This window comes from Geodermatophilus telluris (assembly GCF_900102745.1).
Taxonomy (GTDB): Bacteria; Actinomycetota; Actinomycetes; order Mycobacteriales; family Geodermatophilaceae; genus Geodermatophilus; species Geodermatophilus telluris.
The window spans coordinates 578645-604634 of the sequence record NZ_FMZF01000002.1 but is presented as its reverse complement, the minus strand read 5'-3'; the positions used below and the strand labels follow the sequence as shown (position 1 = coordinate 604634).

20 protein-coding genes and 1 tRNA gene are annotated in these 25990 nt (G+C 75.9%); 5 read left to right on the top strand and 16 right to left on the bottom strand.

Going from position 1 to position 25990, the window contains the following annotated elements; all coding sequences use genetic code 11:
* The first annotated feature begins 62 nt into the window (after nt 1-62).
* Nucleotides 63-4112, top strand: coding sequence for a PKD domain-containing protein (locus tag BLQ97_RS08125; protein WP_139173524.1), 4050 nt, complete (start codon nt 63-65; stop codon nt 4110-4112).
* A gap of 244 nt (nt 4113-4356) precedes the next feature.
* The gene (locus BLQ97_RS08120) at nt 4357-4863 is read left to right on the top strand and encodes a SixA phosphatase family protein (RefSeq protein ID WP_091364991.1); all 507 of its coding nucleotides are present in this window, start codon (nt 4357-4359) and stop codon (nt 4861-4863) included.
* 58 nt (nt 4864-4921) lie between these two features.
* Here BLQ97_RS08120 and BLQ97_RS08115 read toward each other — a convergent pair whose 3' ends face one another.
* The 6 genes from BLQ97_RS08115 to BLQ97_RS08090 form a co-directional block, all read right to left on the bottom strand.
* On the bottom strand, nt 4922-6433 hold the full coding sequence (locus BLQ97_RS08115; protein ID WP_281181384.1) for a sugar transferase: 1512 nt from the start codon (nt 6431-6433) through the stop codon (nt 4922-4924).
* A 184-nt stretch (nt 6434-6617) separates the two neighbouring features.
* Nucleotides 6618-7175 (bottom strand): aminoacyl-tRNA hydrolase, encoded by a 558-nt coding sequence (pth, locus tag BLQ97_RS08110; RefSeq protein WP_217637135.1) that lies wholly within the window; start codon nt 7173-7175, stop codon nt 6618-6620.
* A 98-nt stretch (nt 7176-7273) separates the two neighbouring features.
* A complete protein-coding gene (locus tag BLQ97_RS08105) occupies nt 7274-7978 on the bottom strand; it encodes a 50S ribosomal protein L25/general stress protein Ctc (protein ID WP_091364988.1) in 705 nt (234 codons plus the stop codon).
* Between the two features lie 328 nt (nt 7979-8306).
* On the bottom strand, nt 8307-9287 hold the full coding sequence (locus BLQ97_RS08100) for a ribose-phosphate diphosphokinase (RefSeq protein WP_091364985.1): 981 nt from the start codon (nt 9285-9287) through the stop codon (nt 8307-8309).
* Nucleotides 9288-9291: 4 nt separating this feature from the next.
* Entirely contained in the window at nt 9292-10791 is a 1500-nt protein-coding gene (gene glmU, locus BLQ97_RS08095) for a bifunctional UDP-N-acetylglucosamine diphosphorylase/glucosamine-1-phosphate N-acetyltransferase GlmU (protein ID WP_091364983.1), read from the bottom strand.
* Between the two features lie 73 nt (nt 10792-10864).
* Nucleotides 10865-10937: transfer RNA gene (locus BLQ97_RS08090), tRNA-Gln, on the bottom strand.
* 191 nt (nt 10938-11128) lie between these two features.
* On the opposite strand from BLQ97_RS08090, the gene BLQ97_RS08085 reads away from it, so the two are divergent.
* Nucleotides 11129-12106: an acyl-CoA desaturase gene (locus tag BLQ97_RS08085; protein ID WP_091364980.1), complete on the top strand. Its 978-nt coding sequence runs from the start codon at nt 11129-11131 to the stop codon at nt 12104-12106.
* Here BLQ97_RS08085 and BLQ97_RS08080 read toward each other — a convergent pair.
* The 8 genes from BLQ97_RS08080 to BLQ97_RS08045 form a co-directional block, all read right to left on the bottom strand.
* Nucleotides 12103-13062 (bottom strand): 4-(cytidine 5'-diphospho)-2-C-methyl-D-erythritol kinase, encoded by a 960-nt coding sequence (locus tag BLQ97_RS08080; RefSeq protein WP_091364978.1) that lies wholly within the window; start codon nt 13060-13062, stop codon nt 12103-12105. The genes BLQ97_RS08085 and BLQ97_RS08080 overlap by 4 nt on opposite strands.
* Nucleotides 13059-13778 carry a 16S rRNA (adenine(1518)-N(6)/adenine(1519)-N(6))-dimethyltransferase RsmA gene (rsmA, locus tag BLQ97_RS08075; protein ID WP_245691964.1) on the bottom strand — a complete coding sequence of 240 codons (720 nt, stop codon included), beginning with the start codon at nt 13776-13778 and terminating at the stop codon, nt 13059-13061. Before rsmA ends, BLQ97_RS08080 begins: the two co-directional genes overlap by 4 nt.
* A 154-nt stretch (nt 13779-13932) precedes the next feature.
* Nucleotides 13933-15030, bottom strand: coding sequence for a resuscitation-promoting factor (locus BLQ97_RS24185; protein ID WP_091364974.1), 1098 nt, complete (start codon nt 15028-15030; stop codon nt 13933-13935).
* 308 nt (nt 15031-15338) lie between these two features.
* Nucleotides 15339-16178, bottom strand: coding sequence for a hypothetical protein (locus BLQ97_RS08065; RefSeq protein ID WP_091364972.1), 840 nt, complete (start codon nt 16176-16178; stop codon nt 15339-15341).
* 124 nt (nt 16179-16302) lie between these two features.
* Entirely contained in the window at nt 16303-17175 is an 873-nt protein-coding gene (locus BLQ97_RS08060; protein ID WP_091364971.1) for a TatD family hydrolase, read from the bottom strand.
* On the bottom strand, nt 17172-18968 hold the full coding sequence (metG, locus tag BLQ97_RS08055; RefSeq protein WP_091364969.1) for a methionine--tRNA ligase: 1797 nt from the start codon (nt 18966-18968) through the stop codon (nt 17172-17174). Before metG ends, BLQ97_RS08060 begins: the two co-directional genes overlap by 4 nt.
* A gap of 42 nt (nt 18969-19010) precedes the next feature.
* The gene (locus BLQ97_RS08050; protein WP_091364967.1) at nt 19011-19625 is read right to left on the bottom strand and encodes a hypothetical protein; all 615 of its coding nucleotides are present in this window, start codon (nt 19623-19625) and stop codon (nt 19011-19013) included.
* 99 nt (nt 19626-19724) lie between these two features.
* Nucleotides 19725-21242: an amino acid permease gene (locus BLQ97_RS08045; RefSeq protein WP_091364965.1), complete on the bottom strand. Its 1518-nt coding sequence runs from the start codon at nt 21240-21242 to the stop codon at nt 19725-19727.
* Nucleotides 21243-21377: 135 nt separating this feature from the next.
* On the opposite strand from BLQ97_RS08045, the gene corA reads away from it, so the two are divergent.
* On the top strand, nt 21378-22472 hold the full coding sequence (corA, locus tag BLQ97_RS08040; RefSeq protein WP_245691962.1) for a magnesium/cobalt transporter CorA: 1095 nt from the start codon (nt 21378-21380) through the stop codon (nt 22470-22472).
* 36 nt (nt 22473-22508) lie between these two features.
* On the opposite strand, the gene BLQ97_RS08035 is transcribed toward corA, so the two are convergent.
* Both BLQ97_RS08035 and rsmI read right to left on the bottom strand, forming a co-directional pair.
* Nucleotides 22509-23420: a hypothetical protein gene (locus BLQ97_RS08035; RefSeq protein WP_091365772.1), complete on the bottom strand. Its 912-nt coding sequence runs from the start codon at nt 23418-23420 to the stop codon at nt 22509-22511.
* Nucleotides 23421-23544: 124 nt separating this feature from the next.
* Nucleotides 23545-24384, bottom strand: a complete 840-nt coding sequence (gene rsmI / locus BLQ97_RS08030; RefSeq protein ID WP_091364963.1) for a 16S rRNA (cytidine(1402)-2'-O)-methyltransferase — start codon at nt 24382-24384, stop codon at nt 23545-23547.
* Between the two features lie 54 nt (nt 24385-24438).
* On the opposite strand from rsmI, the gene BLQ97_RS08025 reads away from it, so the two are divergent.
* Nucleotides 24439-25968, top strand: coding sequence for a dolichyl-phosphate-mannose--protein mannosyltransferase (locus tag BLQ97_RS08025; protein WP_091364962.1), 1530 nt, complete (start codon nt 24439-24441; stop codon nt 25966-25968).
* The last annotated feature ends 22 nt before the right edge of the window (nt 25969-25990 follow it).

Genomic DNA, 25990 nt, shown 5'->3' with positions numbered 1-25990 from the left:
TGGAGCGGGACGCCGTCCGAGCGCCGCCCACGGGTCGGTGCAACGACGGGGGAGCAACACTCGTGCGCGCAGTCCGCAGTCTGGTCGTGGTCGTCCTCGCCGCCCTCCTGGCGGTCGGCGGCCTGGTCGTCGGTCCCGACCGGGCGAGCGCGGCGACGGGGGACGTCGGGTACCCGGGGCCCTCGTACGCCGGCGCCTCCTACGTGCCGACGTCCGACAAGCCGCAGAGCAAGCTCTGGTTCGCGCAGGGCTCGTGGTGGGCGAACATGTTCCACACGGAGTCGGGGACCTGGCACCTCTTCCGGCTGGACCGGGCGACCCAGCAGTGGGTCGACACCGGCGTGCAGGTCGACGACCGGCCGAACACGCTGGCCGACGTGCTGTGGGACGGCACGCGGCTCTACGTCGCCTCGCACGTGGTGAGCCTCTCCAGCGACACCAGCGCCACCCCGTCCCTGGGCAACAGCCCGGCCCGGCTCTACCGCTACAGCTGGTCGGCCGACCGCGGCTACCGGCTCGACGCCGGCTTCCCCGTGGCCATCACCCAGTACTCCAGCGAGTCCCTCACCATCGACAAGGACTCCACCGGCACCCTGTGGGCCACCTGGACGCAGGTCAGCGCGGCCGCGGGCGGCGGCTACACGAGCTCGGTGTACGTCAACTCCACCACCGGCAGCGACAGCAGCTGGGGGACGCCGTTCGTCGTCCCGGTGGCCGGGTCGGCCGTGTCGCAGGACGACGTCTCCAGCGTGGTGGCCTTCGGCCGCAACCGCATCGGGCTGCTGTGGAGCAACCAGCTCGACGGCACCGTGTACTGGGCGGTCCACGACGACGGCACCTCCCGCACCTCGTGGCGGGGCAGTGCCGCCATCCGCGGGAACCGGCAGGCCGACGACCACCTGAACATCAAGGCGGTGCAGGCCGACACCTCCGGCCGGGTGTTCGCGGTGGTCAAGACCAGCCTCGACGGGGACCCGACGGCCGCGCCCACCGACCCGCAGATCCGGCTGCTGAGCTTCAAGCCGGGCACCGGTGCGTGGTCGGCGACGACGGTCGGCACGCTGGCCGACTGCCACACCCGGCCGCTGCTGATCCTGGACGAGGAGCACCAGACCGTCCACGTCCTGGCCACGGCGCCCACCAGCGGCGGGTGCCCCTTCGCCGGCGCGCCCGGCACCATCTACGACAAGACCGCGCCGATGGCCGACCCGGTCTTCGCCGCGGGGCGCGGCACCCCGGTGATCCGCGACGTCGCCTCGGCCAACATGAACGACGTCACCGGCACCAAGCAGAGCGTCACCGCGGCCAGCGGCATCGTCGTCCTGGCCAGCCAGAAGGCCACCCAGCGCTACTGGCACGCCGACCTCGCCGCCGTGCCGGCGGCGCCGGTGGCCCCCGTCGCGTCGTTCACCACCTCCACGACGTCCGGGTCGGCCCCGCTGCCGGTGCAGTTCACCGACACCTCCACCGGGACGCCGACCTCGTGGGCGTGGGACCTCGGTGACGGGACCACCGCGACCACCCGCAACCCGGCACACACCTACACCGCGCCGGGCACGTACACGGTCACCCTCGTCGCCACCAACGCGACGGGCTCGAGCACCCCGGCCACCGCCACCGTCACGGTGACCGCCGCGGCGACCGCCAGCGGCGTCGTCACGGCGGGCGCGTCGACCACCGCGGCCGCGACGACGGCCGCCGCGGAGGTCACCCTCCCGCTGCCCGCGGGGCTGACCGCCGGGACCGTGCTGGTCGCGCAGATCACCGCCGACGCCGCGCCCACGATGGCGGCCGTCCCCACCGGCTGGACCCCCCTGCTGACCCGGCCGCTGGCCCTCGGCAGCGGCGCCCGGGTGTTCGCCTACCACCGGGTCGTCGGGGACCCGGCCACCGAGCCGGCCACCGCGACCTGGACGCTGTCGGCGGCACAGCGGTGGGGCGGCGGCATGACCGCCTTCACCGGCGCCGACCCCGAGACCCCCTTCGACACCCCGCTGAGCACCGCGGTCGACACCACCTACGCGGCGACCCGGCTCACCGTCCCCGGCCTGACCACCGTCACCGACGGCGCGCTGCTCGTCGGCGGCCTCGGCCTGGACAACCTCACCGCCGGCGTCACCCCGCCCGCGGCGTGGACCGAGGCCTGGGAGAGCACGGGCGGCCAGGTGTCGGAGCTGGCCACCCGGCAGACCGCCGCGGCCGGCCCGACCGGCGACCTGACCTGGACCCTGGGCCGGGCGACCGCCGCGGGCGGCTGGGTCCGCGCGCTGCGCCCGGTGCCCGCGCCGCCGACGGCGTCCTTCAGCACCTCGGTGACCGAGGGCCCGGCGCCGCTGGCGGTGCAGTTCACCGACACCTCCACCGGCGGGCCGACGTCCTGGGCGTGGGATCTCGGGGACGGCACCACCGCCACGACCCGGGAGGTGGCGCACACCTACACCGCGCCGGGCACGTACACGGTCCGCCTCACCGCCACCAACGCCGTCGGCGAGAGCGCCCCGGCCACCGCGACGGTGACCGTCACGGCGCCGCCCCCGCCGCCGCCCGCGGGCATCTCGGTGGGCGCGTCCACGACCGCGACCGGCGCCACCGCCGGGACCGCGGTGACCGTCCCCCGCCCCGCGGGCGTCGCCGCCGGTGACGTGCTCGTCGCCCAGGTGACCGCGAACGGGGCCCCGTCGGTGGCCACCGTCCCGGCCGGGTGGACGCCGGTGCTGACCGCGCCGGTCGCGGTGCACAGCGGCGCCCGCCTGTTCGCCTACGCGCACGTCGTGGGCGACCCGGCCGCCGAGCCGGCGTCCTGGACGTGGCAGCTCTCCGCCGCCCAGAAGTGGAACGCCGGGATGACCGCGTTCCGCGGCGTGGACACCACCACCCCGTTCGACTCGCCGGCGAGCACCGCCGTGCAGACCGGGTACACCTCGGCCGCGCTCACCGTGCCCGGCGTGACCACGACGACGGCCGGTGCGCTGCTCGTCGGCGGCATCGGGCTGGACAGCTCGGCGACCGCGGTGACGCCGCCGGCCGGGATGACCGAGGCCTGGGAGAGCTCCGGCGCCCAGGTCGCCGAGCTGGCGCACCGCACCACGGCCGCACCCGGCGCGACCGGCCCGGCGACGTGGACCCTGGGCAAGGGCACCGCCTCCGGCGGCTGGCTGCGCGCGCTGCGGCCGGCGTCCGGCCCGGCCACACCGCCGCCGGGCCCGGTGGCCCCGACCGCGTCGTTCACCACCTCGGTGACCGGTGGCCCGGCACCGCTGGCGGTGCAGTTCACCGACACCTCCACCGGGAGCCCCACCTCCTGGGCGTGGGACCTCGGCGACGGCACCACCGCGACCACCCGGAACCCGGCGCACACCTACACCGCGCCGGGCACGTACACGGTCCGCCTCACCGCCACGAACGCGACCGGGACCAGCGCCCCGGCCACCGCCACGGTCACCGTGACCGAGCCGGGCACCCCGCCGCCGGCCGGCGGGCCCGTGACCCCCGGCCCCGCGGTGACGGCGGTGTCGCTGACCGCCGTGCCGGACGTGACGGTGCCCCGCCCGGCGGGGATCGCCGACGGCGACGTCCTCCTCGTGCAGGTGACCGCGGACGGCGGCCCGACGGTCAGCAGCGCGCCGGCCGGCTGGACCCCGGTGCTCTCGGCGCCGGTCTCGATCGGCGGCGGTGCGCGGGTCTTCGTCTACTCGCACGTGGTGGCCAGCGCCGCCGCGGAGCCGGCGTCCTACACCTGGCGGCTGTCGGCCGCGCAGAAGTGGGGCGCGGTCGTGGGCAGCTTCCGCGGGGTCGACCGGACCACGCCGCTCGACACCGCGCCGGTGACCGCGGTGGACCGCACCTTCACCGCGACCGGCCTGACCCTCCCCGGGGTCAGCACCGTCACCCCGGGCGCCCTGCTCGTCGGGGGCATCGGCCTGGACAGCTCGGCGGCCGGCATCGAGCCGCCGAGCGGGTGGACCGAGCTCGGGGAGAGCAGCGGCGCCCAGGCCGCCGAGCTGGCCGCCCGCGCCACGACCGGCGCGGGGCCCAGCGGCAGCGTCACCTGGCGGCTGCCCAAGGCGACCGCCGTCGGCGGGTGGCTGGTGGCCCTGCGCCCGGCCGCCTGACCGCCTGACCGGCACGGGTCCGGCTCCGCGGCGTCCGTCGCCGCGGAGCCGGACCCGTCGTGCGTCCCCGGACCCCGGGGTCCCGGGGTCCAGGTCGCAGGTCCGGGGCCTCGCGGGCTGCGGGGTCCGGGGCCTCGCAGGCTGCTGGTCGTCCCGTCGCGGGCGCGTGACGTCGACGGGGCCGAGCCGGCGGTCGGTGGCCCGGCCCCCGGTGCGCTGCGGCGGGCGGTGCCAGACTCGACCGGTGCAGCCGCACCGACTCGTCCTCGTCCGCCACGCGCAGGCGGCCGCCGGCCCGGTCGACGCCGAGCGGCCGCTGACCGACCGGGGCGCCCAGCAGGCCGCGGGGATCGGGGCCTGGCTGGCGCGGTCCGGGCTGGAGCCCGACCGGGTGGTCCTCTCCCCCGCCCGGCGGGCGGTGCAGACCTGGGAGCGGGCGGCCACGGCGCTGGGACCGGACCCGCGGCCGGTCGTCGACGAGCGCGTCTGGGACAACACCGTGCCGGCGCTGCTCGCGGTGCTCGGGGAGGTCCCCGAGGACGTGCGGACGCTCGCCGTCGTCGGGCACGCCCCGTCGGTCGGGGAGCTGGCGGCCACCCTCGACGACGGCCGGGGCGACCCGGCCGCCCGCAGCGACGTCCGCGCCGGGTTCCCGGCCGGCGGGGTGGCGGTGCTCCTGCTCGCCACCCCCTGGTCGGCGCTCGGGCCGGGTGGGGCCACGCTCGGTGAGGTCGCCCTCCCCGTCGGCTGAACGCAGCGGCTCCCGCACCGACGGGTCGGTGCGGGAGCCGGGCGAGCTCGAGGTGGGGTCAGTAGGCCCCGGAGCGGCCGAGGACGGCACGCACGGTCCGGACCAGGATGAGCAGGTCCATGGTCAGCGACCAGTTCTCGACGTAGCGGAGGTCCAGGCGCACGGCCTCCTCCCAGGGCAGGTCGCTGCGGCCGGACACCTGCCAGAGGCCGGTCAGGCCGGGCTTGACCAGCAGCCGGCGGTGCACCGAGCTGTCGTAGCGGGCGACCTCGCTCGGCAGCGGCGGCCGCGGCCCGACCAGCGACATGGTGCCGCCCAGCACGTTGAGCAGCTGGGGCAGCTCGTCGAGGGAGAGCCGCCGCAGCAGCCGGCCGACGGGGGTCACCCGGGGGTCGGCGCGCACCTTGAACAGCAGCCCGTCGGAGATGTTCTGCGTCCGCAGCGCGTCGACCTGCCGGTCGGCGTCGACGACCATGCTGCGGAACTTGTACATCGTGAACGACCGGCCGTTCACGCCGACCCGCTCCTGGCGGTAGAGCAGCGGCCCGGGGCTGGTCAGCTTGACGGCCGCGGCGATGGCCAGCAGCACGGGGGCGACGAGGACGATCGCGAGCGCCGCGGCGACCCGGTCCAGGCCCCCCTTGACCACCCGCTGCCACCCCTCGAAGCGGGGCTGCTCGACGGAGAGCAGCGGCAGGCCCTCGAACGGGCGGATGTGCAGCCGGGGCCCGGCCACCTCGATCAGCCCGGGGGCCACGAGCAGCTCGACCCCGGTGCCCTCGAGCTGCCAGGACAGCCGGCGCAGGTACTCCGCGGCCGTCTCGCTGGCGGAGGTGACCGCGATGGTGTCGGCGCCGAGCCGGGCTGCGGTCTCGGCGACGTCGTCGAGCCCGCCGACCGGCACCCCGAGCGCGTCGGCCACCCGCGCGCGGCTCTCCGGCGTCACGCAGGCGGCGACGACCTCCAGCCCGGCGGCGCGCTCGCGGCGCAGGCGGGTGACCAGCTCGGCCACGGCCCCGCCCCGCCCGACGACGACGACCCGCTTCGTGCAGCGCCCCCGCGCGCGCAGCCGGCGCAGCTGCCACCGGGCGCCCAGGCGGACGAGCAGGGTGACCGCGGTGAGGGCGGGGACGGCGACGAGGACCAGCGCGCGGCTGAGCTCGAGCTGGCCGACGTAGGAGACGAGGCTGGCCAGCGCCAGCAGCAGGAAGCCGGCGCGGGCGACGCGGCGGTACTCCTCGCTGCCGGTGCCGAAGACCCGCTCGTCGTGCGCGCCGGTGCCCAGGAGCAGCAGCGGCCACGACAGCGGGAGGGCGCCGGCGGCCCAGAGCAGCGGCGACCCGGCGGTCAGCTCGGCGGAGTGGGCCAGGAGCACGGCGGCGGAGGCGGTGGCCGCGGCGGCGACCTCGCCGGCGACCAGGGCCGCGGCGTAGCGGCCGGCCCAGCGGCGCGCGCCGGCCGGTCGGGCGGCCGCGGGCGCCACGGCCACGGCGTCCGGCACGAGGCGCGGCACCGGCACGACCGCCGCGGTCGCGGTCCCCCGTCCGGCACCCAGGTGGTCCAGCAGCACGTCTCCCCCTCACGCTCGTCACGCTGCGTGCACGGGAGGAGGGCCTGCTACGGACCGTGCACGGCGCTCGCGTCCTCCGCGAGCCGTGTCCCCCCACGACGCAGCAAGAACACTCACAGAGCGTCATGGAAGGGTCAATGCGGAGAGTGACGGTTCACCCGAAGGTGACGCCGGGGTCCCCCGGTCAGCTGCGGGGGTGCACCGCGTTCTGCGCCGCCTCGAGACCGAGGGCCACGAGCTCCTCGGCGGCGTCGGCGGCCTCGGCGACGAGCAGGTCGAGCTCCTTGCGCTCGGTCGCGGAGAAGTCCTTGAGCACGAAGTCGGCCGGGTCCTGGCGGCCGGGCGGGCGGCCGATGCCGACGCGCACCCGCAGGTAGTCCCGGGTGCCGGTGGCCCGGCTGATCGAGCGCAGGCCGTTGTGCCCGCCCTCGCCGCCGCCGCGCTTGAGCCGGACCGCGGCGAAGGGGATGTCGAGCTCGTCGTGGACGACGACGAGGTCGGTGGCGGGGATCGAGTGGTAGTCGAGCAGGCCGCGGACGGGGCCGCCGGACTCGTTCATGTACGTCGTCGGCCGGGCCAGGACGACGCGGCGGCCGGCCAGCCGGCCCTCGCCGACCAGCGTCCGGGCCCGCTTGCCCTTGCCCGGGGACAGCCGCGTGCCGATCCGGGCGGCGAGCTCGTCGAGGACCACGGCGCCGACGTTGTGCCGGTTGCCCGCGTAGCCCGGGCCGGGGTTGCCCAGGCCGACGACGAGGAAGGGCCCCTCGGAGGGAGCGGACGCCGCAGGGGCGCCGGCGGTGCCGGCGCCCCTGCGGGTCGTGCTCTCGGTCAGCGGGGACCTCAGCTGTTCTCGGTCGACTCGACCGACTCGCCGCTGCCCTGCGCCAGCGGCTCGGGGACGACGTCGCCCTCGCCGACGCCCTCCTCGGCGGGCGCGGACTCCTCGCGCTCGATGCCGGCCTCGGCCTCGGCCTCGGCGAGCTCGGCGTCGAGCTGCTCGGCGGTCGGGGCGGCCATGACGTTGACGACCAGCGCCTCGGGGTCGGTGAGCACGGTGGCGCCACCGGTCAGGGACAGCTCGGCGGCGGTGACGCCGTTGCCGGCCTCGCGGCCGGTGACGTCGACCTCGACCGACTCGGGGATCGAGGTGGCCGGCGCCTCGACCGAGACGGTGTTCAGCTCGACGCTGACCAGGGTCTCGGCGGCGGCCTCGCCCACGACGACGACGGGGACGTCGACGGTCACGCGCTCACCGCGGCGGACGACGAGCAGGTCGACGTGCTCGTGCACGCGGGTCAGCGGGTCGCGCTGCACCGACTTGGTGAGCGCGAGCTGCTCCTGGCCGTCGAGGACGACGGTGATGAGGGCGTTGGTCCCGCCGTTGCGCAGCACGGCGGCGAACTCCAGCGCCGGCAGCGACAGGTGGACGACGTCCTGGCCGTGCCCGTAGAGGACGGCGGGGATGCGGCCCGCGCGGCGGGTCCGGCGGGCGCTGCCCTTGCCGAACTCGGTGCGGGCCTCGGCGACGAGGCGGAAGTCAGCCACGGTGGTGTGCTCCTCAGGTGGATCGGCCGGTGGGCCGGCGGCCGCGCGCGGCACACCTCGGGAGGAGCACACGCACGTCGATCACGGAGTCGGGCGGACCGCTCCCTCGCCGGGCAGTACCGAGGATACGCGGTGAGCCGCGGGAGACGCGCAGCGGTCCCGTCGAGCGGGGGCCCGGAGGGTCCCCCGAGGCGGGACGGGCCAGGCACTCCGCGAAGCGGGTCCGGCGGAGCGGGAGCCCGGAGGGTCCCCCGACGTCGGACGGGTGGGGCTCAGCGCACCAGGGGCACGGCACCTGGCCGCGGTCGGAGCCCGGAGGGCGACAGTGTCACGACGCGCCGCCGAAGAGCGACGTCACGCTGCCGTCCTCGAAGACCTCCTTGATGGCCCGGGCGAGCAGCGGCGCGATCGACAGGACGGTGAGCTTGTCGAACTGGCGTTCCGGCTCGATGGGCAGCGTGTTGGTCACGATGACCTCGCTGACCCGGCTGTTCTTGAGCCGGTCGACCGCCGCACCGGAGAGCACGCCGTGGGTGGCGCAGACGATGACGTCGGCGGCACCCGCGTCGAACAGCGTCTCGGCGGCCTTCACGATCGTGCCGCCGGTGTCGATCATGTCGTCGACCAGGATGCACACCCGGCCCTCGACCTCGCCGACGACGCGGTTGGCGACGACCTCGTTGGGCTTGAGCGGGTCGCGGGTCTTGTGGATGAAGGCCAGCGGGACGCCGCCGAGCTTGTCCGACCAGCGCTCCGACACGCGCACCCGGCCGGAGTCCGGCGAGACCACGGTGATGTCGCGGTCGCCCCAGCGGTCCTTGACGTGGTCGACGAGCAGGTCGAGGGCGAAGAGGTGGTCGACCGGGCCGTCGAAGAAGCCCTGGATCTGCGCGGTGTGCAGGTCGACGGTCATCAACCGGTCGGCGCCGGCCGTCTTGAACATGTCGGCGACCAGGCGGGCGGAGATGGGCTCGCGGCCGCGGTGCTTCTTGTCCTGCCGGGCGTAGGGGAAGAACGGGACGACGACGGTGATGCGCTTGGCCGAGGCGCGCTTGGCGGCGTCGACCATGAGCAGCTGCTCCATCAGCCAGGTGTTGATCGGCGCCGTGTGGCTCTGGACGATGAAGGCGTCGCAGCCGCGGACGGACTCCTCGAACCGGACGAAGAGCTCGCCGTTGGCGAACTCGTAGGAGGCCGTCGGCGTCGGCGTGACCCCCAGGTGCCCGGCGATCTCGGCGGTCAGCTCGGGGAAGGCCCGGCCGGAGAAGAGCATCAGGCTCTTGCTGGTGGTCTGCCGGATGGCGCTCATCGGCTCAACTGCCCCTACTGGTCGTGGTGTCCGACGGGCCCTGGCCGCCCGCGTCGTCGCCCTCGGCGCCGGAGCCCGGTCCGGTGGCCGCCTCGGCGGCCCGCGCGGCGGCAGAGCCCGGCCGGCGGCGGCGCACCCAGCCTGCCACATTGCGCTGTGCGGCCCGCGCCACACCCATGGCCCCCGGCGGGACGTCGTGGGTGATCACCGACCCGGCCGCGGTGTAGGCGCCGTCGCCCACGGTGACCGGGGCCACGAGCATGGTGTCCGAGCCGATCCGCACGTGGTCGCCGATCGTCGTGTGGTGCTTGGCCACGCCGTCGTAGTTGACGAACACCGTGGCCGCGCCGACGTTCGCCCCGCGGCCGATGGTGGCGTCGCCGACGTAGGACAGGTGCGGCACCTTGGAGCCCTCGCCGACCCGGGCGTTCTTGGTCTCCACGAACGCGCCGACCTTCGAGCCGGGGCCGAGGTCGGAACCCGGCCGCAGGTAGCTGAACGGGCCGACGGAGGCGCCCGGGCCGATGCTCGAGCCGAGCACGTGCGAGCGGACGACGCTGGCCCCCTCCCCCACCGTGGTGTCGACCAGCGTGGTGTCGGGCCCGACGACGGCCCCGGTGGCGACCGACGTCGTCCCCCGGAGCTGCACGCCGGGCTCGAGCAGCGCGTCGGCGGCGACCGTCGCGGTGACGTCGACCCAGGTGGTGGCCGGGTCCACGACGGTGACGCCGGCGCGCATCAGGTCGTCGAGGACGCGGTCGTTGAGGGTGCGCCGGCGGGCGGCGAGCTCCACGCGGTCGTTGCAGCCCAGGACGTCGTCGGGGTCCTCGGCCGGGGTGCCGGCCACCGTCTCGCCGTCGCCGACGAGCAGGCCGACGGCGTCGGTGAGGTAGACCTCGCCCTGGTCGTTGTCCTGGCCGATGCGGGCCAGCGCACCGCGCAGCGCGGCGGCGTCACCGAGGTAGACGCCGGCGTTGACCTCGGTGATCGCCCGCTGCTCCGGGGTGGCGTCGCGCTCCTCGACGATGCCGGTGACCGCGCCGGTGCCGTCGCGCACGATCCGGCCCAGGCCGGTCGGGTCCGCGACCCGGGCGGTGAGCACGGTGAGCGCCGCGCCGGCCGCCCGGTGCGCCTCGACCAGGTCGGTGACGGTCCGCTCGCGCAGCAGCGGGGCGTCGCCGTTGACCACCAGGACCGGCCCGCCCAGGTCGGGGACGGCGGCCAGCGCCACCGCGGCGGCGTGACCGGAGCCGCGCTGCTCGTCCTGGACGACCGGCCGGGCGCCGGGCGCGACGGCGGCCAGGTGCCCGGCCACCGCCTCCCGGCCGGCGCCGACCACCACGAGCGTCTCCCCGGCACCCAGCGGCGCGGTCGCGGCCAGCACGTGGCCGAGCATGCTGCGGCCGCCGACCTCGTGCAGGACCTTCGGCGTGGCCGAGCGCATCCGGGTCCCCTGCCCGGCGGCGAGGACGACGACGGCGGCGACTGCCTGCTGCGGGCTCACGGATCTCCTCTGACGGTGGGCGGACCGCCGGCCGCGGCGACCCGGCACCGGCGCCTCCGCGGCCCCGGCGCTGCTGGGGGACTCGGACTCGAACCGAGACTTCCCGGCTCCAAAGGCCGGCGGGCTGCCGATTACCCCATCCCCCACCGCGGCACCGCCCCGGTGCGGCACCACCCCGACGAGCCTAGGGGGCGGGCCGGGAGCGGGCGCGGGAGCCGGTGCCGGGGCACCCGGGGCCTGGACCGGCGGCGCCGTCCCGGGTGACGTAGGTTACGGCCCCGTAGCCACCGGCCGTCGCGCCGGAGCGGCATCGCGACGGACGACCCCTGGAGGCCACGTGTCCGCCCCCACCGCCACCCGACCCACGGCCTTCCGCCCCGCCGACCCCGACCGCGGCCTGCCGGCCAACGCGCTGGGCAAGGAGAAGGGCCACCTCGAGCAGCTCACGCTCTACGTCTTCGTCCTCGTCCCGTTCCTCGCGCTGGCCGCCGTCGTGCCGGCCGTGTGGGGCTGGGGCCTGTCCTGGCTCGACGTCGGCCTGCTCGTCGCCTTCTACTTCGTGCCGCTGCTCGGCGTCACCGTCGGCTACCACCGGTACTTCACCCACGGGTCGTTCAAGGCCACCCGGCCGCTGCGGATCGCGCTGGCGGTCGTGGGCTGCATGGCCATCCAGGGCCCGGTGGTGCAGTGGGTGGCCGACCACCGGCGGCACCACGCCTTCTCCGACCGCGACGGCGACCCGCACTCGCCGTGGCGCTACGGCGACGACGCCCGCGCGCTGCTGAAGGGGATGTTCCACGCCCACCTGGGCTGGCTGTTCGACCGCCGGCAGACCAACGCCGAGCGCTACGCCCCCGACCTGCTCAAGGACGGCGCCCTGCGCGTCACCAGCCGGCTGTTCATCGTGTGGGCCTTCCTCAGCCTGGCGCTGCCCACCGCGATCGGCGGCCTGGTGACCGGCAGCTGGGCCGGCGCCTGGACGGCGTTCTTCTGGGCCGGCCTGGTGCGCACCGCGCTGCTGCACCACGTCACCTGGTCGATCAACTCGATCTGCCACGTCGTCGGCAGCCGGCCGTTCGCCTCGCGCGACCGGGCCACCAACTTCTGGCCGCTGGCCGTCCTCAGCGGCGGCGAATCCTGGCACAACCTGCACCACGCCGACCCGACCTGCGCGCGGCACGGCGTGCTGCGCGGGCAGATCGACATCAGCGCCCGGGTGATCTGGGTGTTCGAGAAGCTGGGCTGGGCGCACTCGGTGAAGTGGCCCGACCCGGTCCGCCTGGCCGCCAAGCGCCGGCAGCCCGCCGCCGCCTAGCCCACGAGGCGGGCGCCGGGGACGGGGCCGTGGACGACGCGGACGGTGCGGAACACGCCCTCCCCCGCCAGGACCGCGGCCAGCCGGACGGCGGCGTCCTCGTCCTGGGCGAGCGCGGCGACCGTGGGCCCGGAGCCGCTGACCAGCGACGCGAGCGCCCCGGCGTCGGTGGCCGCGCGCAGCGCCCGCCGCAGCGCGGGCCGCAGCGAGACGGCCGCGGCCTGCAGGTCGTTGCCCAGCGCCGCGGCCAGCGCCCGCGGCGGCCCACTGCGCAGCGCGGCCAGCACCGGCTCCGGTGACGGCGTGCCCTCGCCCTCGGGTGCCCGGCCCGCCGCGCGCAGCCGGTCGAGCTCGGCGTAGACCGCGGGCGTGGACAGGCCCCCCTCGGCGACGCCGAGCACCCAGTGCCACTGCCGCCGGGCCAGCACCGGCGTGAGCTGCTCCCCGCGGCCGCTGCCCAGGGCCACCCCGCCGGCCAGGCCGAAGGGCACGTCGCTGCCCAGCCGCGCGGCCAGGGCGGTCAGGTCGCCCCGGGTGGCGCGGGTGCCCCACAGCGCGTCGAGGGCGACCAGGGCGGCCGCGGCGTCGGCACTGCCGCCGGCCAGCCCGGCCGCTGCGGGGATCGCCTTGTCCACCGCGATGGCGGCCTCGGCGGCCACGCCCGCCTGCTCGGCCAGCAGCTCGGCGGCCTGCCAGACGAGGTTGCGCCGGTCGGTGGGCACCGGGTCGGGACCGCCGGCGCCCTCGCCGGTGACGGTGACCGAGAGACCCTCGCCGCGGCGCACGGTGACCGTGTCCAGCAGCGAGACGGCCAGGTAGACCGTCTGCAGCCCGTGGAAGCCGTCGGGACGCAGCGGCCCGACGGCGAGCGAGACGTTGACCTTGGCGGGGGCGTGCGCGGTGACCGTGCCGTCCCCGCGGGTGTGCCCGGGGCCGCCGGGCGAGGACCAGCTCACGGGGCGGTCGCGGCCAGCCGCGCGAAGTCGGCCACCGACAGCTGCTCGCCGCGCGTGGACGGGTCGATGCCGGCCGCGCGCAGCCGCGCCTCGGCCGCGGCGGGGCTGCCGGCCCAGCGGGCCAGCGCGGCCCGCAGACCCTTGCGGCGCGTGGCGAAGGCGGCGTCGACGACGGCGAAGGTGGCGGCGCGGTCCCCCGGTGGCGGGTCGGTCCGGTCGAGGGCGACCAGCCCGGAGTCGACGTTGGGCTCGGGCCAGAAGACGCGGCGACCGACGTTGCCGGCGCGGTGGGCGCGGCCGTACCAGGCGGCCTTGACCGACGGGACGCCGTAGGCCGGGCTGCCCGGCGGGGCGGCCAGCCGCTCGGCGACCTCGGCCTGGACGAGGACCAGCGCCCGGCGCAGCGAGGGCAGCAGCTCGAGCAGGTGCAGCAGGACGGGCACCGCCACGTTGTACGGCAGGTTGGCCACGAGCGCCGTCGGAGGGCGGCCGGGCAGCCCGCTCAGCCGGAGCGCGTCGGCCTCGACGACGGTCAGCCGCCCGGCCAGGTCCGGTCGCCGCTCGGCGACGGTGCGGGGCAGCAGCTCGGCCAGCCGCGGGTCGATCTCGACGGCGGTGACGGCCGTGGCGGCGGGCAGCAGGCCCAGGGTCAGCGAGCCCAGGCCGGGGCCGACCTCCAGCACGACGTCGTCGGGGCGCAGCTCGGCGGTGCGCACGATCCGCCGGATGGTGTTGGCGTCGTGCAGGAAGTTCTGGCCGAGGGACTTCGTCGGGCGCAGGTCGAGCTGCCGGGCCAGGTCGCGGATCGCGGCCGGGCCCAGCAGCCCGTCGGCGTGCTCGGGGGTGTTCAGCGGCTCGGACGTGGCGGTCTCAGAGGAGTCGCCCGCAGGACGGCCACGGGGAGGCGCCGCGGGCGGCGTACAGCCGCTCGCCGACGGCGATCTGCTGGTCGCGGGAGGCCTGGTGCGGCAGCGGGGCGTACTGCCCGCCGCCGTTGGCCAGCCAGGTGCTCTGGTTGAACTGCAGGCCGCCGTAGTAGCCGTTGCCGGTGTTGATCGCCCAGTTGCCGCCGGCCTCGCAGCGGGCCAGCGCGTTCCAGTCCAGCCCGCTGGTCGACGCCGGGACGGCGGCCACGGGGCGCTCCTTGGTGCCCACGCTGACCAGCTCGTCGACCGGCGCGACGGTGACCGCGGTGCCCAGCTGCTCGCGGGCGGTCTCGACGCCGTCGACGACGGTGATCCGGAAGGTGGTGGTCTGCTCGCCGTCCACGCCCTCCTGGGTGACCGTCCGCTCGCCCTCGTAAGCCTCCGGGTCGGGATTCTCGACGGTGGCGTGCGCGACCGGGCTGGTCTGGGCGACCTCGGAGACCTGCACGCGGAAGACCTGCAGCCGCATCCCGCCCAGCAGCGGCTGCGTCGGGTAGAGGCTGGTGCGGTCCTGCTCGCCGAGGACGACGCCCTGCTCGGCGAGCAGGTCGCCGGCCGTGGGGGCGGTCGTGGTCACGACGCGGGTGACGCCGTCGACGACGAGCGCGACGTCCTTGGGCCGGGAGATCGACAGCGCCATGCCGTCGAGCGGGAGCCGGTCGCTGCGGCTGGCCGAGAGCACCAGGCCCTCGCCGCGGTAGCCGAGCTGCTCGAGCGCCTCGTCCACCGACAGCGCCGTCACGTAGACCGTGCTGGAGACGCCGTCGACGGTGAGCTGCAGCGGGCGGGCGCGGTTGAGCACGACGGTGTCGCCGTCGCCGACCGCGGCGTCGGCGTCGGGGAGGACCACGTCGTGCGACCGCGTCTGCAGCCCCTCGGCCTCGAGCACCTCCCCGACGGTGTCGGCGTACGTGCTGACCTCGCGGACCTGCCCGTCGACGGTCAGGGTCACCGACTTCTGCGCGGCGTACCAGGCGAGGGAGCCGCCCACCAGTCCGAGCAGGACCAGGGCGAGGAGGGGCAGCTTCAGCGGTCTGGGCACGGCTCTTCCACGGGTCGGGGGACCGGGCGCGGTCCCCCTCCGGGCAGCAGGCGACGCCAGGGGGTACCCGGGCCGCCGGACGCCGCCCGGGTCGGTCCCACCCCGGCTGTCGGTCACGGCACCATAACGAGTGCGGTGCGTGGTGCAACGGTGCACGCAGAGCAAACCAGGGAGCCGACAGGTCGACACGGAGCCGCGCCGACACGGTCAGCGACGGACGCGCCGCGTGGGACGGGTGTGACGGGTGCGCTCGGTGAGGTCAGCCGGTGATCGAGGTCACGGTGTGTGCCCGGCCTCCGGAGCCGGTGTCAGCCGGCGAGCGCCCGCTCGCTGGTGCGCACGGGGCGCAGCCAGGTGACGAGGAAGACCGCGACGGCGAGGCCCGCGGCCAGGCTCGCGAAGCCCCCCGCGACGAGGGCGACCGGCAGCAGGTCGACGTTCTCGGTCACCCGGTCGCCGAGGTCGATGCCCGCGGCCAGCAGCAGCGCCCCGAGCGGGAGGAGGGCCAGGACGCTGGTGGCGGCGGCGACCAGGTGGGCCGTCCAGGTGCGCAGCGCCTCGTCGACCGGCACGTCGGCACCCTCGCCGGCCAGCGGGCGCAGCAGCGCGCGCAGCAGGGCCACCTCGGCGAGCAGCCACGTGGCGAGCGGCACCACGACCGCCACCCAGCCGACCGAGTCGGGCAGGTCGCCGCGGTGCCACAGCAGGCCCGCGACGGCGACCTCGGCGACGACGACCGCCCGCGTCGTCCACAGCAGCCACGGCGAGATCTGCTCCCCCCGCCGCGGCCGGCGCGGCGGGGTGGACAGCCGCCAGCGGGGGCGTGGCCGGGTGGCCTCGGCCAGCACGACGCCGGCGAGCAGCCCGATGACCAGGGCCGGCAGCCAGAGGAAGACCGACGCCTCGGCGAACACGACGATGCTCGCCCCGATCGCGACGAGGCCGAGCAGCAGGCCGAGCCGGCGCACCCGGCGGCCGTGCTGCGCCTGCCGCTGCAGCGTGGCCAGGCCCTCGGGCGTGGGGGTCGCGAACTCCACCGCGGCCGAGGCGACCGCGCGCCGGCCGGCAGCCAGCGCCCAGGCCCGCGCGAGCAGCACGCCGGGCACCAGGACGGCGATGAAGAGCACGACGGCGATGAGGCGACCCACGTCCCCAGTGTGCCCCGCCTCCGGGCTCAGCCGGTCGGGTGGACGGCTGCCCGCGAGGTCCGATCGGTCGGCCCCGTGCAGGGGCCCGGCGCGAGCGTGCGGGTGGTGGGGGGCACCGGGTCCCTCACCACTCCCCGAACACGCGCTCGGCGTTCCTGGTGAGCGCGTCGCAGAGCTGCCCGAGCTCCACCCCGGTGACCTCGGCGAGCGCCCGGACGGTGTGCGGCACCAGCCGCGAGGCGTTCGGCCGGCCGCGGTGCGGCACGGGGGTGAGGAACGGCGCGTCGGTCTCGACGAGCAGCTGGTCGACCGGGGTGGCCGCGGCGGCCGCGCGGAGGTCGCCGGCGTTGCCGAAGGTCAGCGTGCCGGCGAAGGACAGCACGAAGCCGCGCTCGACGCACGCCGTCGCGAAGGCGGCGTCGCCGGAGAAGCAGTGCATCACGACGTGCTCCGGGGCGCCCTCGTCGTCGACGACCCGCAGCACCTCCTCGTGCGCGTCGCGGTCGTGGACGACCAGCGCGACCCCGTGCTCCTTCGCGATCCGGACGTGCGCCCGGAAGGATGCCTCCTGCGCCGCCCAGCCCTCGGGGCCGGTGCGGAACCGGTCCAGGCCGGTCTCCCCCACGGCGCGCACCCGCGGCAGCGCGGCCAGCCGGTCGATCTCGGCCAGCGCGTCGTCGTCGGCGGCGCCCCCGCCGGCCTCGTTGGGGTGGACGGCGACGGCGGCCAGCACCTGCGGGTGCCGCTCCGCCAGCGCGGCCGACCACCGCGAGGAGGCGACGTCGACGCCGACCTGCACCAGCCGCGGGACGCCGACGGCGGTCGCGGCGGCGATCTCCGCGTCCACCGCGGTGTCGTCGGCGGGCTCGTCGGTGCGGAACCCGTTGAGCACGATGTCGAGGTGGGTGTGGCTGTCCAGGGCCGGCGCGGGCAGCGGCTCCGGCGACGGCGGCGGCTCGCCCCGCCGGTTGGCGCGGGACGAGGCGGAGCGACTCACTTCCCGCCGCCCTCCAGCCGGGCCAGCTCGTCGGCGACGATCGACTCGTCGAGCTTGCGGAACACCGGGGTGGGCGGGGACAGCGGCGTGCCCGACGGCAGCGGGCGGGAGGCCCACACCGCCTGCGCGTCGCCGTAGTCGCCGGTGATGACCGGGTAGGGCGAGCCGTCGTCGAGGTCGGTGACCTCCTCCACGCGCGGCGCCGGCGACCACACGCCGGTGCCGCCGAGCAGCTCGTGCACCTTCTGCGCCGAGTGCGGCAGGAACGGCGTGAGCAGCGCGTTGCAGTCGCTGACCGCCTGCAGCGCGGTGTGCAGCACGGTGTCCCGGCGGGCCGGGTCCTCCTTGAGCTTCCACGGCGCCTGGTCGGACAGGTACTTGTTCGCCTCGCCGACGACCCGCATCGCCTCGGTGGCCGCCGCCTTCTGCCGGTTGCGGGCGAGCAGGTCGCCGACCGGGCCGAACGCCGACGACGTCGAGGCCAGCAGCGCGCGGTCGGCGTCGGTCAGCTCCCCCGGCGTCGGGACGGCGCCGACGTTCTTCGCCGCCATCGACACCGTGCGGTTGACCAGGTTGCCCCAGCCGGCGACGAGCTCGTCGTTGTTGCGCCGGAGGAACTCCGCCCAGGTGAAGTCGGTGTCCTGGGTCTCGGGGCCCGCGACGGCGACGAAGTAGCGCAGCGCGTCGGGGTCGTAGCGGGCGAGGAAGTCGCGGACGTAGATGACCACCTGCCGCGACGAGGAGAACTTGCGGCCCTCCATGGTGAGGAACTCGCTGGAGACGACCTCGGTGGGCAGCGCCAGCCGGCCCAGCGAGCCGGGGCTGCCCCCCTTGTCACCCTCGCCGTTGTAGCCCTGCAGCTGGGCGGGCCAGATCTCGGCGTGGAAGACGATGTTGTCCTTGCCCATGAAGTAGTAGGCGTCGGCGTCCGGCGCCTGCCACCACTGGCGCCAGGCGTCGTCGTCGCCCGACCGGCGGGCCCACTCGATGGACGCCGACAGGTAGCCGACGACGGCGTCGAACCAGACGTAGATGCGCTTGTCGGGGCGGTCCCGCCAGCCGTCGAGCGGGATGGGCACGCCCCAGTCGATGTCGCGGGTGTAGCTGCGCGGCTTGAGGTCGGTGAGCAGGTTCTTGGCGAAGTTGAGCACGTTGGGCCGCCAGCCCCGGCGGCTGTCCAGCCAGTCGCCGAGGGAGCGGGTGAAGGCCGGCAGGTCGAGGAAGTAGTGCTCGCTCTCGACGAAGCGCGGCGTCTCGCCGTTGATCCGGCTGACCGGGTTGATCAGGTCGGTGGGGTCGAGCTGGTTGCCGCAGTTGTCGCACTGGTCGCCGCGGGCGCCGTCGTAGCCGCAGATCGGGCAGGTGCCCTCGATGTAGCGGTCGGGCAGCGTGCGGCCGGTGGAGGGGCTGATCGCGCCGAGCGTCGTCTGCGGGAAGACGTACCCGTTCTTCAGCAGGCCGAGGAAGATCTCCTGGCTGACCTGCGCGTGGTTGACCGTGGTGGTGCGGGTGAACAGGTCGTAGGACAGGCCGAGGGCCTGCAGGTCGTCGACGATCAGCCGGTTGTTGCGGTCGGCGATCTCGCGCGGGGACACCCCCTCGGCGTCGGCGGCGACGGTGATCGGCGTCCCGTGCTCGTCGGTGCCGCTGACCATCAGGACCCGGTTGCCGGCCATCCGCTGGTAGCGGCTGAAGACGTCGGAGGGGACACCGAAGCCGGAGACGTGGCCGATGTGCCGCGGGCCGTTGGCGTAGGGCCACGCGACGGCGGTCAGGATGTGCCGATCACTCACGCCCCGAGCCTAGGTGGCGGCGTCCAGCCGGTTGACCGGCCGTCAGCCGCCGGCGACGGCGGTGGCCGGGACGGGCGGCTCGCCGGCCACGGGGGTGGTGACGGCGAGGGCGCACAGCGCCAGGCCGATGACCGCCAGGGTGAGCACGCGCAGCCGCGGGTGGGCCACCGGCTCGGGCTCCCGCTGCCGCGGCGGGGCGGTCCGGGCCCAGGTGAGCACCGAGGGCGCCGAGGTGAGCAGCAGCTTGCCCACGGGGACGGCGAGGGCGAGCAGCGCGGCGGCGGGCAGCGGCACGGTGGCGGGCAGCCGGTCCAGCAGCGCGGTGGACTGGCCGACGGCGACCAGCGCGACGAGCAGCCCGACCTCGGCACCGGCGACGACCGCCGCCATCCGCCACCCCGGCCCCTCGAGGACGGTGAGCGCGCTGCCCGCACAGGCGACGATCCAGCCGGCCAGCCCCCCGAGGACGGCGACCACCACGGGCGCCGGCGGCGCCGGGGTCGCGGTGAGCAGCCCGTCGAGACCGGTCAGCCCGGCCGCCAGCAGGGCCAGCGACTCCACGCCGCAGACCGCGGCGAGCGCGAGCACCGCCGGCGGCCGCCGGGTCGCGACGGCGGGGGTCGTCGGGAGGGGGGCGTCGAGGACGCTGGTCGCCACGGGTCTGCTCCTGGCCGGGGACGTCGGTCACCGGTCAGGTCGTCGCGCGGGCGGGGGCTCCGGAGGTGCGCCGGAGCCCGCCTCACCCCTCCGGGTGGCTCACCGCCGCTCGCGGGCCGCCCGGTCGGCGACCGCCCGCTCGGCCGCGGCCACGCCCTCCGCGCCGGCCAGCCGGCTGCGCCGTCGGCCGTACAGGAAGTAGATGCCGAACCCGATCGCCATCCAGATGACGAACCGCACCCAGGTGTCGGCCGGCAGGTTGAGCATCAGGTAGAAGCAGGCCAGCGCCGAGACGATCGGCAGGAAGGGCACCAGCGGCACGCGGAAGGCCCGGTGCAGGTCGGGCCGGGTCCGGCGCAGCACGATGACGGCGAGGGACACCAGCACGAAGGCGAACAGCGTGCCGATGTTGACCAGCTCGGCCAGCGTCCCCAGGGGCAGGAAGCCGGCCAGCACGGCCACGAACACGCCGGTGCCGATGGTGATCTTGTAGGGCGTGCCGTACCGCGGGTGGACGGCGGCCATGCCGGGCGGCAGCAGGTGGTCGCGGCTCATCGCGAACAGCACGCGGGACTGGCCGAGCATGAGGATCATGACCACCGAGGTCAGCCCGGCCAGGGCGCCGAGCGAGATGACGCTGGAGACGAACGACAGCCCGACGCTGCTGAAGGCCTCCGCCAGCGGCGCCTCCGTGGACAGCTCCGAGTAGGGCTGCATGCCGACGACGACCAGCGAGACCGCGACGTAGAGCAGCGTGCAGACCACCAGCGAGCCGATGATGCCGCGCGGCAGGTCCTTGCGCGGGTCCTTGGTCTCCTCGGCCGCCGTCGCGACGATGTCGAAGCCGATGAAGGCGAAGAACACGATCGAGGCGCCGGCGATCACGCCGCCCCAGCCGAAGGTGCCCTGGGTGAACCCGAGCAGCTGGATGAGCGGGGCGTGCCAGCCACCCTCGCCCTCGGCCGCCGGCTCCGCGGGCGGGACGAAGGGCGTGTAGTTGTCCGCCGTCAGGTAGAAGAGGCCGAGGACGATCACCAGCAGGACGATGACGACCTTGATGGCCACGATCACGCTGGTCACCCGCGACGACAGCTTGATGCCGAGGACGAGCACCCCGGTCATCACCAGCGCGATGAAGATCGCCGGGATGTTGACCGTCGCGGTCTCCCCCGCGATCGACGTCGGCAGCGGGATGCCGAGGTCGCCGAGCAGCTGGTTGAGGTAGCCCGACCAGCCGACGGAGACCGTCGCGGCCCCCAGCGCCAGCTCGAGGACGAGGTCCCAGCCGATGATCCAGGCGACCAGCTCGCCCAGCGTGGCGTAGGAGAACGTGTACGCCGACCCGGCCACCGGGACGGTGGAGGCGAACTCCGCGTAGCAGACCGCCGCCAGGCCGCAGACGACGCCGGCGATGACGAAGGAGATCGCCACCGCGGGCCCGGCGGTGGTCTTGGCGACCTCGCCGGTGAGCACGAAGATGCCCGTCCCGATGATCACCCCGACGCCGAAGACGGCGAGGTCGAGGCCGGAGAGGTTCTTCCTGAGCCGGTGCTCGGGTTCCTCTGTGTCGCGGATGGAGTCCTCGACGGACTTGATCCGGCGGGTCCCTGCGGCCACGGCGTCCTCCTCGTGCGTGCGACGCCGGCTCGGTGGCGGCCGGCCCCCCAGCAGGCAGCGTGGCACGGGGCGTCGGGCGCCGCACGCCTACGCTTCCCTCGCCCGCCGCCCGGCGGGGACGGGAGGAGGCCGACGGTGGGCGACCTGGGGACCGAGGGGGCGGCGGGGCCCTACGTGCCCAGTCCCCGTCCGCGACCGGCCGGGGCACCCCGGGCACCGCGGGGCCGGGCGCCGGACACCGGCGCGGTGGTCGACTGCGCGGTCTACGTGGAGGGCCGGCGCGAGCCGCTGGTGGACCCCATGGAGGCGCTCGACGTCGCCGTCGAGCGCGGCGGGTTCGTCTGGCTGGGCCTCTTCGAGCCGACCGAGGCCGAGCTCGACGCCATCGCCGGCCGCTACCGGCTGCACCCGCTCGCCGTCGAGGACGCCGTCTACGCCCACCAGCGGCCCAAGCTCGAGCGCTACGACGCCGACCTGTTCATGGTGCTCAAGACCGCGCGGTACGTGGAGCACGAGGAGCTGACCGCCACCAGTGAGGTGGTCGGCACCGGCGAGGTCATGGTGTTCGTCGGCGCCCACCACGTGATCACCGTGCGGCACGGCGACCACAACGACCTGACCGACCTGCGGCGGCGGCTGGAGGAGGAGCGCGACCTGCTCTGCCACGGGCCGGCGGCGGTGCTCTACGCGGTGGCCGACCTCGTCGTCGACACCTTCGTCGACGTCGTCGAGCAGGTGCAGGACGACGTCGACGAGCTCGAGGCGTCGGTGTTCAGCCCGCAGCGCACCGACGACATCGGCCGGCTCTACCAGCTCAAGCGGGAGCTGATGTCGCTGCGGCGGGCGGTGGGACCGCTCGAGGTGCCGCTGCAGAAGCTCTCGGAGCGGGCCGTCGACGTCGTCCCCGAGGCGATGCGCTCCTACTTCCGCGACGTGCTCGACCACGCCATCCGGGTGCGCGACCAGGTGGGCGCCCTCGACGAGCTGCTGTCGTCGATCCTGCAGGCCTCGCTGGCGCGCACCTCGATGGCCGACAACGAGGACATGCGCAAGATCTCGGCGTGGGCCGGCATCGTCGCCGTCCCCACCGCGATCGCCGGCATCTACGGGATGAACTTCGAGTTCATGCCCGAGCTGCGCTGGCGGTTCGGCTACCCGCTGGTGCTGCTGGTCATCCTGCTGGCCTGCCTGCTGCTCTACCGCGGCTTCAAGCGCAACGGCTGGCTCTGAGCCCTGCCGAGCACGCCGACCGTGCGCTCGTCGGGGTCACCCGCCGGTCGGTGGGCCCGACGAGCGCACTCTGGCGTCCGCGAGCGCCCGGTCGACGCGCGCGGTCAGCTCGAGCGGCCGGAACAGGTCCTCGGCGGTCACGAAGACCACCCGCCAGCCCGCCTCCTGCAACCGGTTGAGCCGCCGGCGGTCGCGCGCGAACCGGCCCGCCTCGGCGTGCCAGCGACCGTCGTACTCGACGGCCACGCGCAGCGCGGGCCAGGCGAGGTCGACGCGGGCCACGAAGCGGCCGCCGGCCCGGACGGTGAACTGCGGGACGGGCGCGGGCAGCCCCGCCCGGAGCAGGAGGAGCCGCAGCCGGGTCTCCTGCGGGGACTCCGACCGCCCGTCCGCCAGTGCGCAGACGGCGCGCGCCCGGGCGCTCCCGCGGCCCGTGCACCGCACCGCCCGGACGCGGAGGTCCTCGAGGTCGACGAGGCGGGAGGCCAGCACCCGGTCGACCGCCACCACCGCGTCGTCCGCCCCCAGCCGCCGCGCCAGGTCGAGGGCGGTGGCCTCCGGCGTGGTCGCGAGGGCGCCCCGTCGGCGTTCCACGTCGTCCCGGGCCAGCGACGCCCGCCGCACGCGCAGCCCGCCGACCCGTACCGGGTGGCGCCCCGGCGGGACCGTCAGCTCGACGTCGTCGCCGGCCCCGGCCAGCTCGACCCCCCAGAGGACCGCCGCGCTCCGCCCCGAGACGACCGCACCGGGGAGCAGCAGCCCCGCCGCGGCCACCGCCCGCAGCTCGTGGGTGACCGGGACGTCCCGGTGCAGGTAGACGTCACGGAACAGCCGCCGCCACGCGCTGCTGCGGAGCTGGTCGGCGGTGAGCAACCCGCGGGCGACCGCGGTGGTGCCCCGGAACGGGCCGGTGGTCAGGCGCGACGGCTGCGACGGGGGTCGGGACACCGCGGCACCGTGCCGCACGCAGGGTCTCCCCGCTGACGCCGTCCACAGGTCGGCACGACCGTGCACCTGTCGGGGCACCGCCCGGGCCGATGGCCCCGGTGGGCGCACGGCGTCGTGCCGGCGCTCAGGCGTCCTTGGTGGCGACGACGGCGTCGTAGACGGTGCGGCGGGGCAGGCCGGTGCGGGTGACGACGGCGCGGATGGCGTCCTTGCGCGTCGCGCCCGCGGCCTCCTCCCCCGCCACCAGCGCGGCCAGCTCGGCCGGCTCGAGCGACACCGGCTCCGGCGACGCCCCCGCCACGACGAGCGTGATCTCCCCGCGCACGCCCTCGGCGGCCCACGCGGCGAGCTCGGCCAGCGGCCCCCGCCGGACCTCCTCGTGCGTCTTGGTCAGCTCGCGGCACACCGCCGCCTCGCGCGAGGAGCCGAACGCGGCGGCGCAGTCGCCCAGCGCGTCGGCCAGCCGGTGCGGCGACTCGAAGAAGACCATCGTGCGGCGCTCGCCGGCCAGCCCGGCCAGCCGCGACCGCCGCTCCCCGGCCTTGCGCGACAGGAAGCCCTCGAAGCAGAAGCGGTCCACCGGCAGCCCGGAGACGGCGAGCGCCGTGGTCACCGCCGACGGGCCGGGCACCGACGTCACCTCGGCCCCGGCCTCGATCGCCGCCCGCACCAGCGTGTAGCCGGGGTCGGAGACCGAGGGCATGCCGGCGTCGGTGAGCAGCAGGACGGTCTGGCCCTGGTCGAGCGCGGTGAGCAGCCCGGGCAGCCGGGAGCGCTCCACCGACTCGTGGAAGGTCACCACCCGGCCGGTGAGCGTCACCTCGAGGTCGGTGGCCAGCCGGTGCAGCCGCCGGGTGTCCTCGACGGCCAGGACGTCGGCCTCGGCCATGACCCGGCGCAGCCGCGGGCCGACGTCGCCGGGCTGCCCCAGCGGGGCACCACCGAGCACCAGCCGTCCGGTCACGCCCCCGAGCCTGTCACGCCGGCCCGCCCCGGCGGCGCACCTACCCTGAGGCGCATGGCGGTCCTGGCTCCCGAGCGCACGGACGCCGGGGACCCGCCGGGCCCGCCGCCGCGCGCGCCCCGCCGCCTGCCGCTCCCCCGGCCCCGCGTCGACCGCACCCCACCGCTGCCCGGCGACCGGCTGCTGTCCTGGGTGCTCGCGGGGGTGCTCGGCGTGCTCACCCTGGTCAGCCGGCTGGTCGGCATCGGCTACCCCGACACGCTGCTGTTCGACGAGGCCTACTACCCGCCCGAGGCGCACGACCTGCTCACCTGGGGCCACGAGTACAACCGCGGCTACACCTTCATCGTCCACCCGCCGCTCGGGAAGTGGTTCATCGCCGCCGGCGAGGGGCTGTTCGGCTACGACTCGTTCGGCTGGCGGTTCCCGTCCGCGGTGGCGGGGGCGGTCAGCGTCGTCGTCCTCGTGCGGCTGGCGCGGCGGCTGACCGGCTCGACGCTGCTGGGCGTGGTCGCCGGGCTGCTCCTGGCCCTCGACGGCTTCCAGTTCACCGTGTCGCGCATCGGCCTGCTCGACGTGTTCCTGCAGGTCCTCGTGCTGGGTGCGGTCGCCTGCCTGGTCGTGGACCGCGACCGGGTGCGGGCCCGCGTCCGCGCGTCCCTGCCGGTGCCGGCCACGGGCTTCCGCCTCGGGCCCCGCGGCTGGCGGATCGCCGCCGGGTTCCTCTTCGGCTGCGCCTGCTCGGTGAAGTGGAGCGGGCTGTACTTCCTCGCCTTCTTCGCCGTGCTGTCGCTGTTCTGGGACCGCGCCGCCTGGCGGGCGGCAGGCGTCCCCCGGCCGACGGCGACGGCGCTGCGCCGCGGCCTGCCCGGCGCGACCTGGGCGCTCGCGGCCGTGCCGGTGCTCACCTACCTGGCCAGCTTCACCGGGTGGTTCCTGGGCGAGACGGCGCAGGGCCGCTGGTGGGCGCAGCGCAACCCGGAGACGGCCGTGCCGTGGGTCCCCGACGCGCTGCGCTCGTGGTGGCACATGCACGTCGAGTGGTGGGGCTTCCACAACGGCCTGTCGACGCCGCACCCGTGGGAGTCGGGCCCCTGGACCTGGCTGGTCAACGGCCGGCCGATCCTGCTGTGGAACCCGCAGGGGCTGACCGACGAGTCCGGCGCGCAGGTGATCCGCTACATCCTCATGGTCGGGACGCCGACCCTCTGGCTGGCCTTCGCGCCGGCGCTGGTCTGGCTGCTCTGGCGGATCGTCGCCCGGCGCGACCCCGCGTCGGTGCTCGTCGCGGTCGCGGTCGCCGCCGGGTGGGGCACCTGGTTCCTCAACCCCGAGCGCACCATGTTCGCCTTCTACACCGCACCGGTGCTGCCGTTCTTCGTGCTCGCCGTGACGCTGGTGCTGCAGGACGTCCTCGGCCGGCCCGGGGCGGCGCCGGGGCGGCGCACCGTGGGCCTGGCCGCGGTGAGCGGCTACGTGGCCGTCGTCGCCGGCACGTTCGCGTTCTTCTATCCCGTGCTGGCCGGGCGGCCGCTCCCGCACGCCGAGTGGCTGCTGCGCATGTGGTTCCCGTCCTGGTTCTGACCCCCCGGCTGCCCGGCCGGGT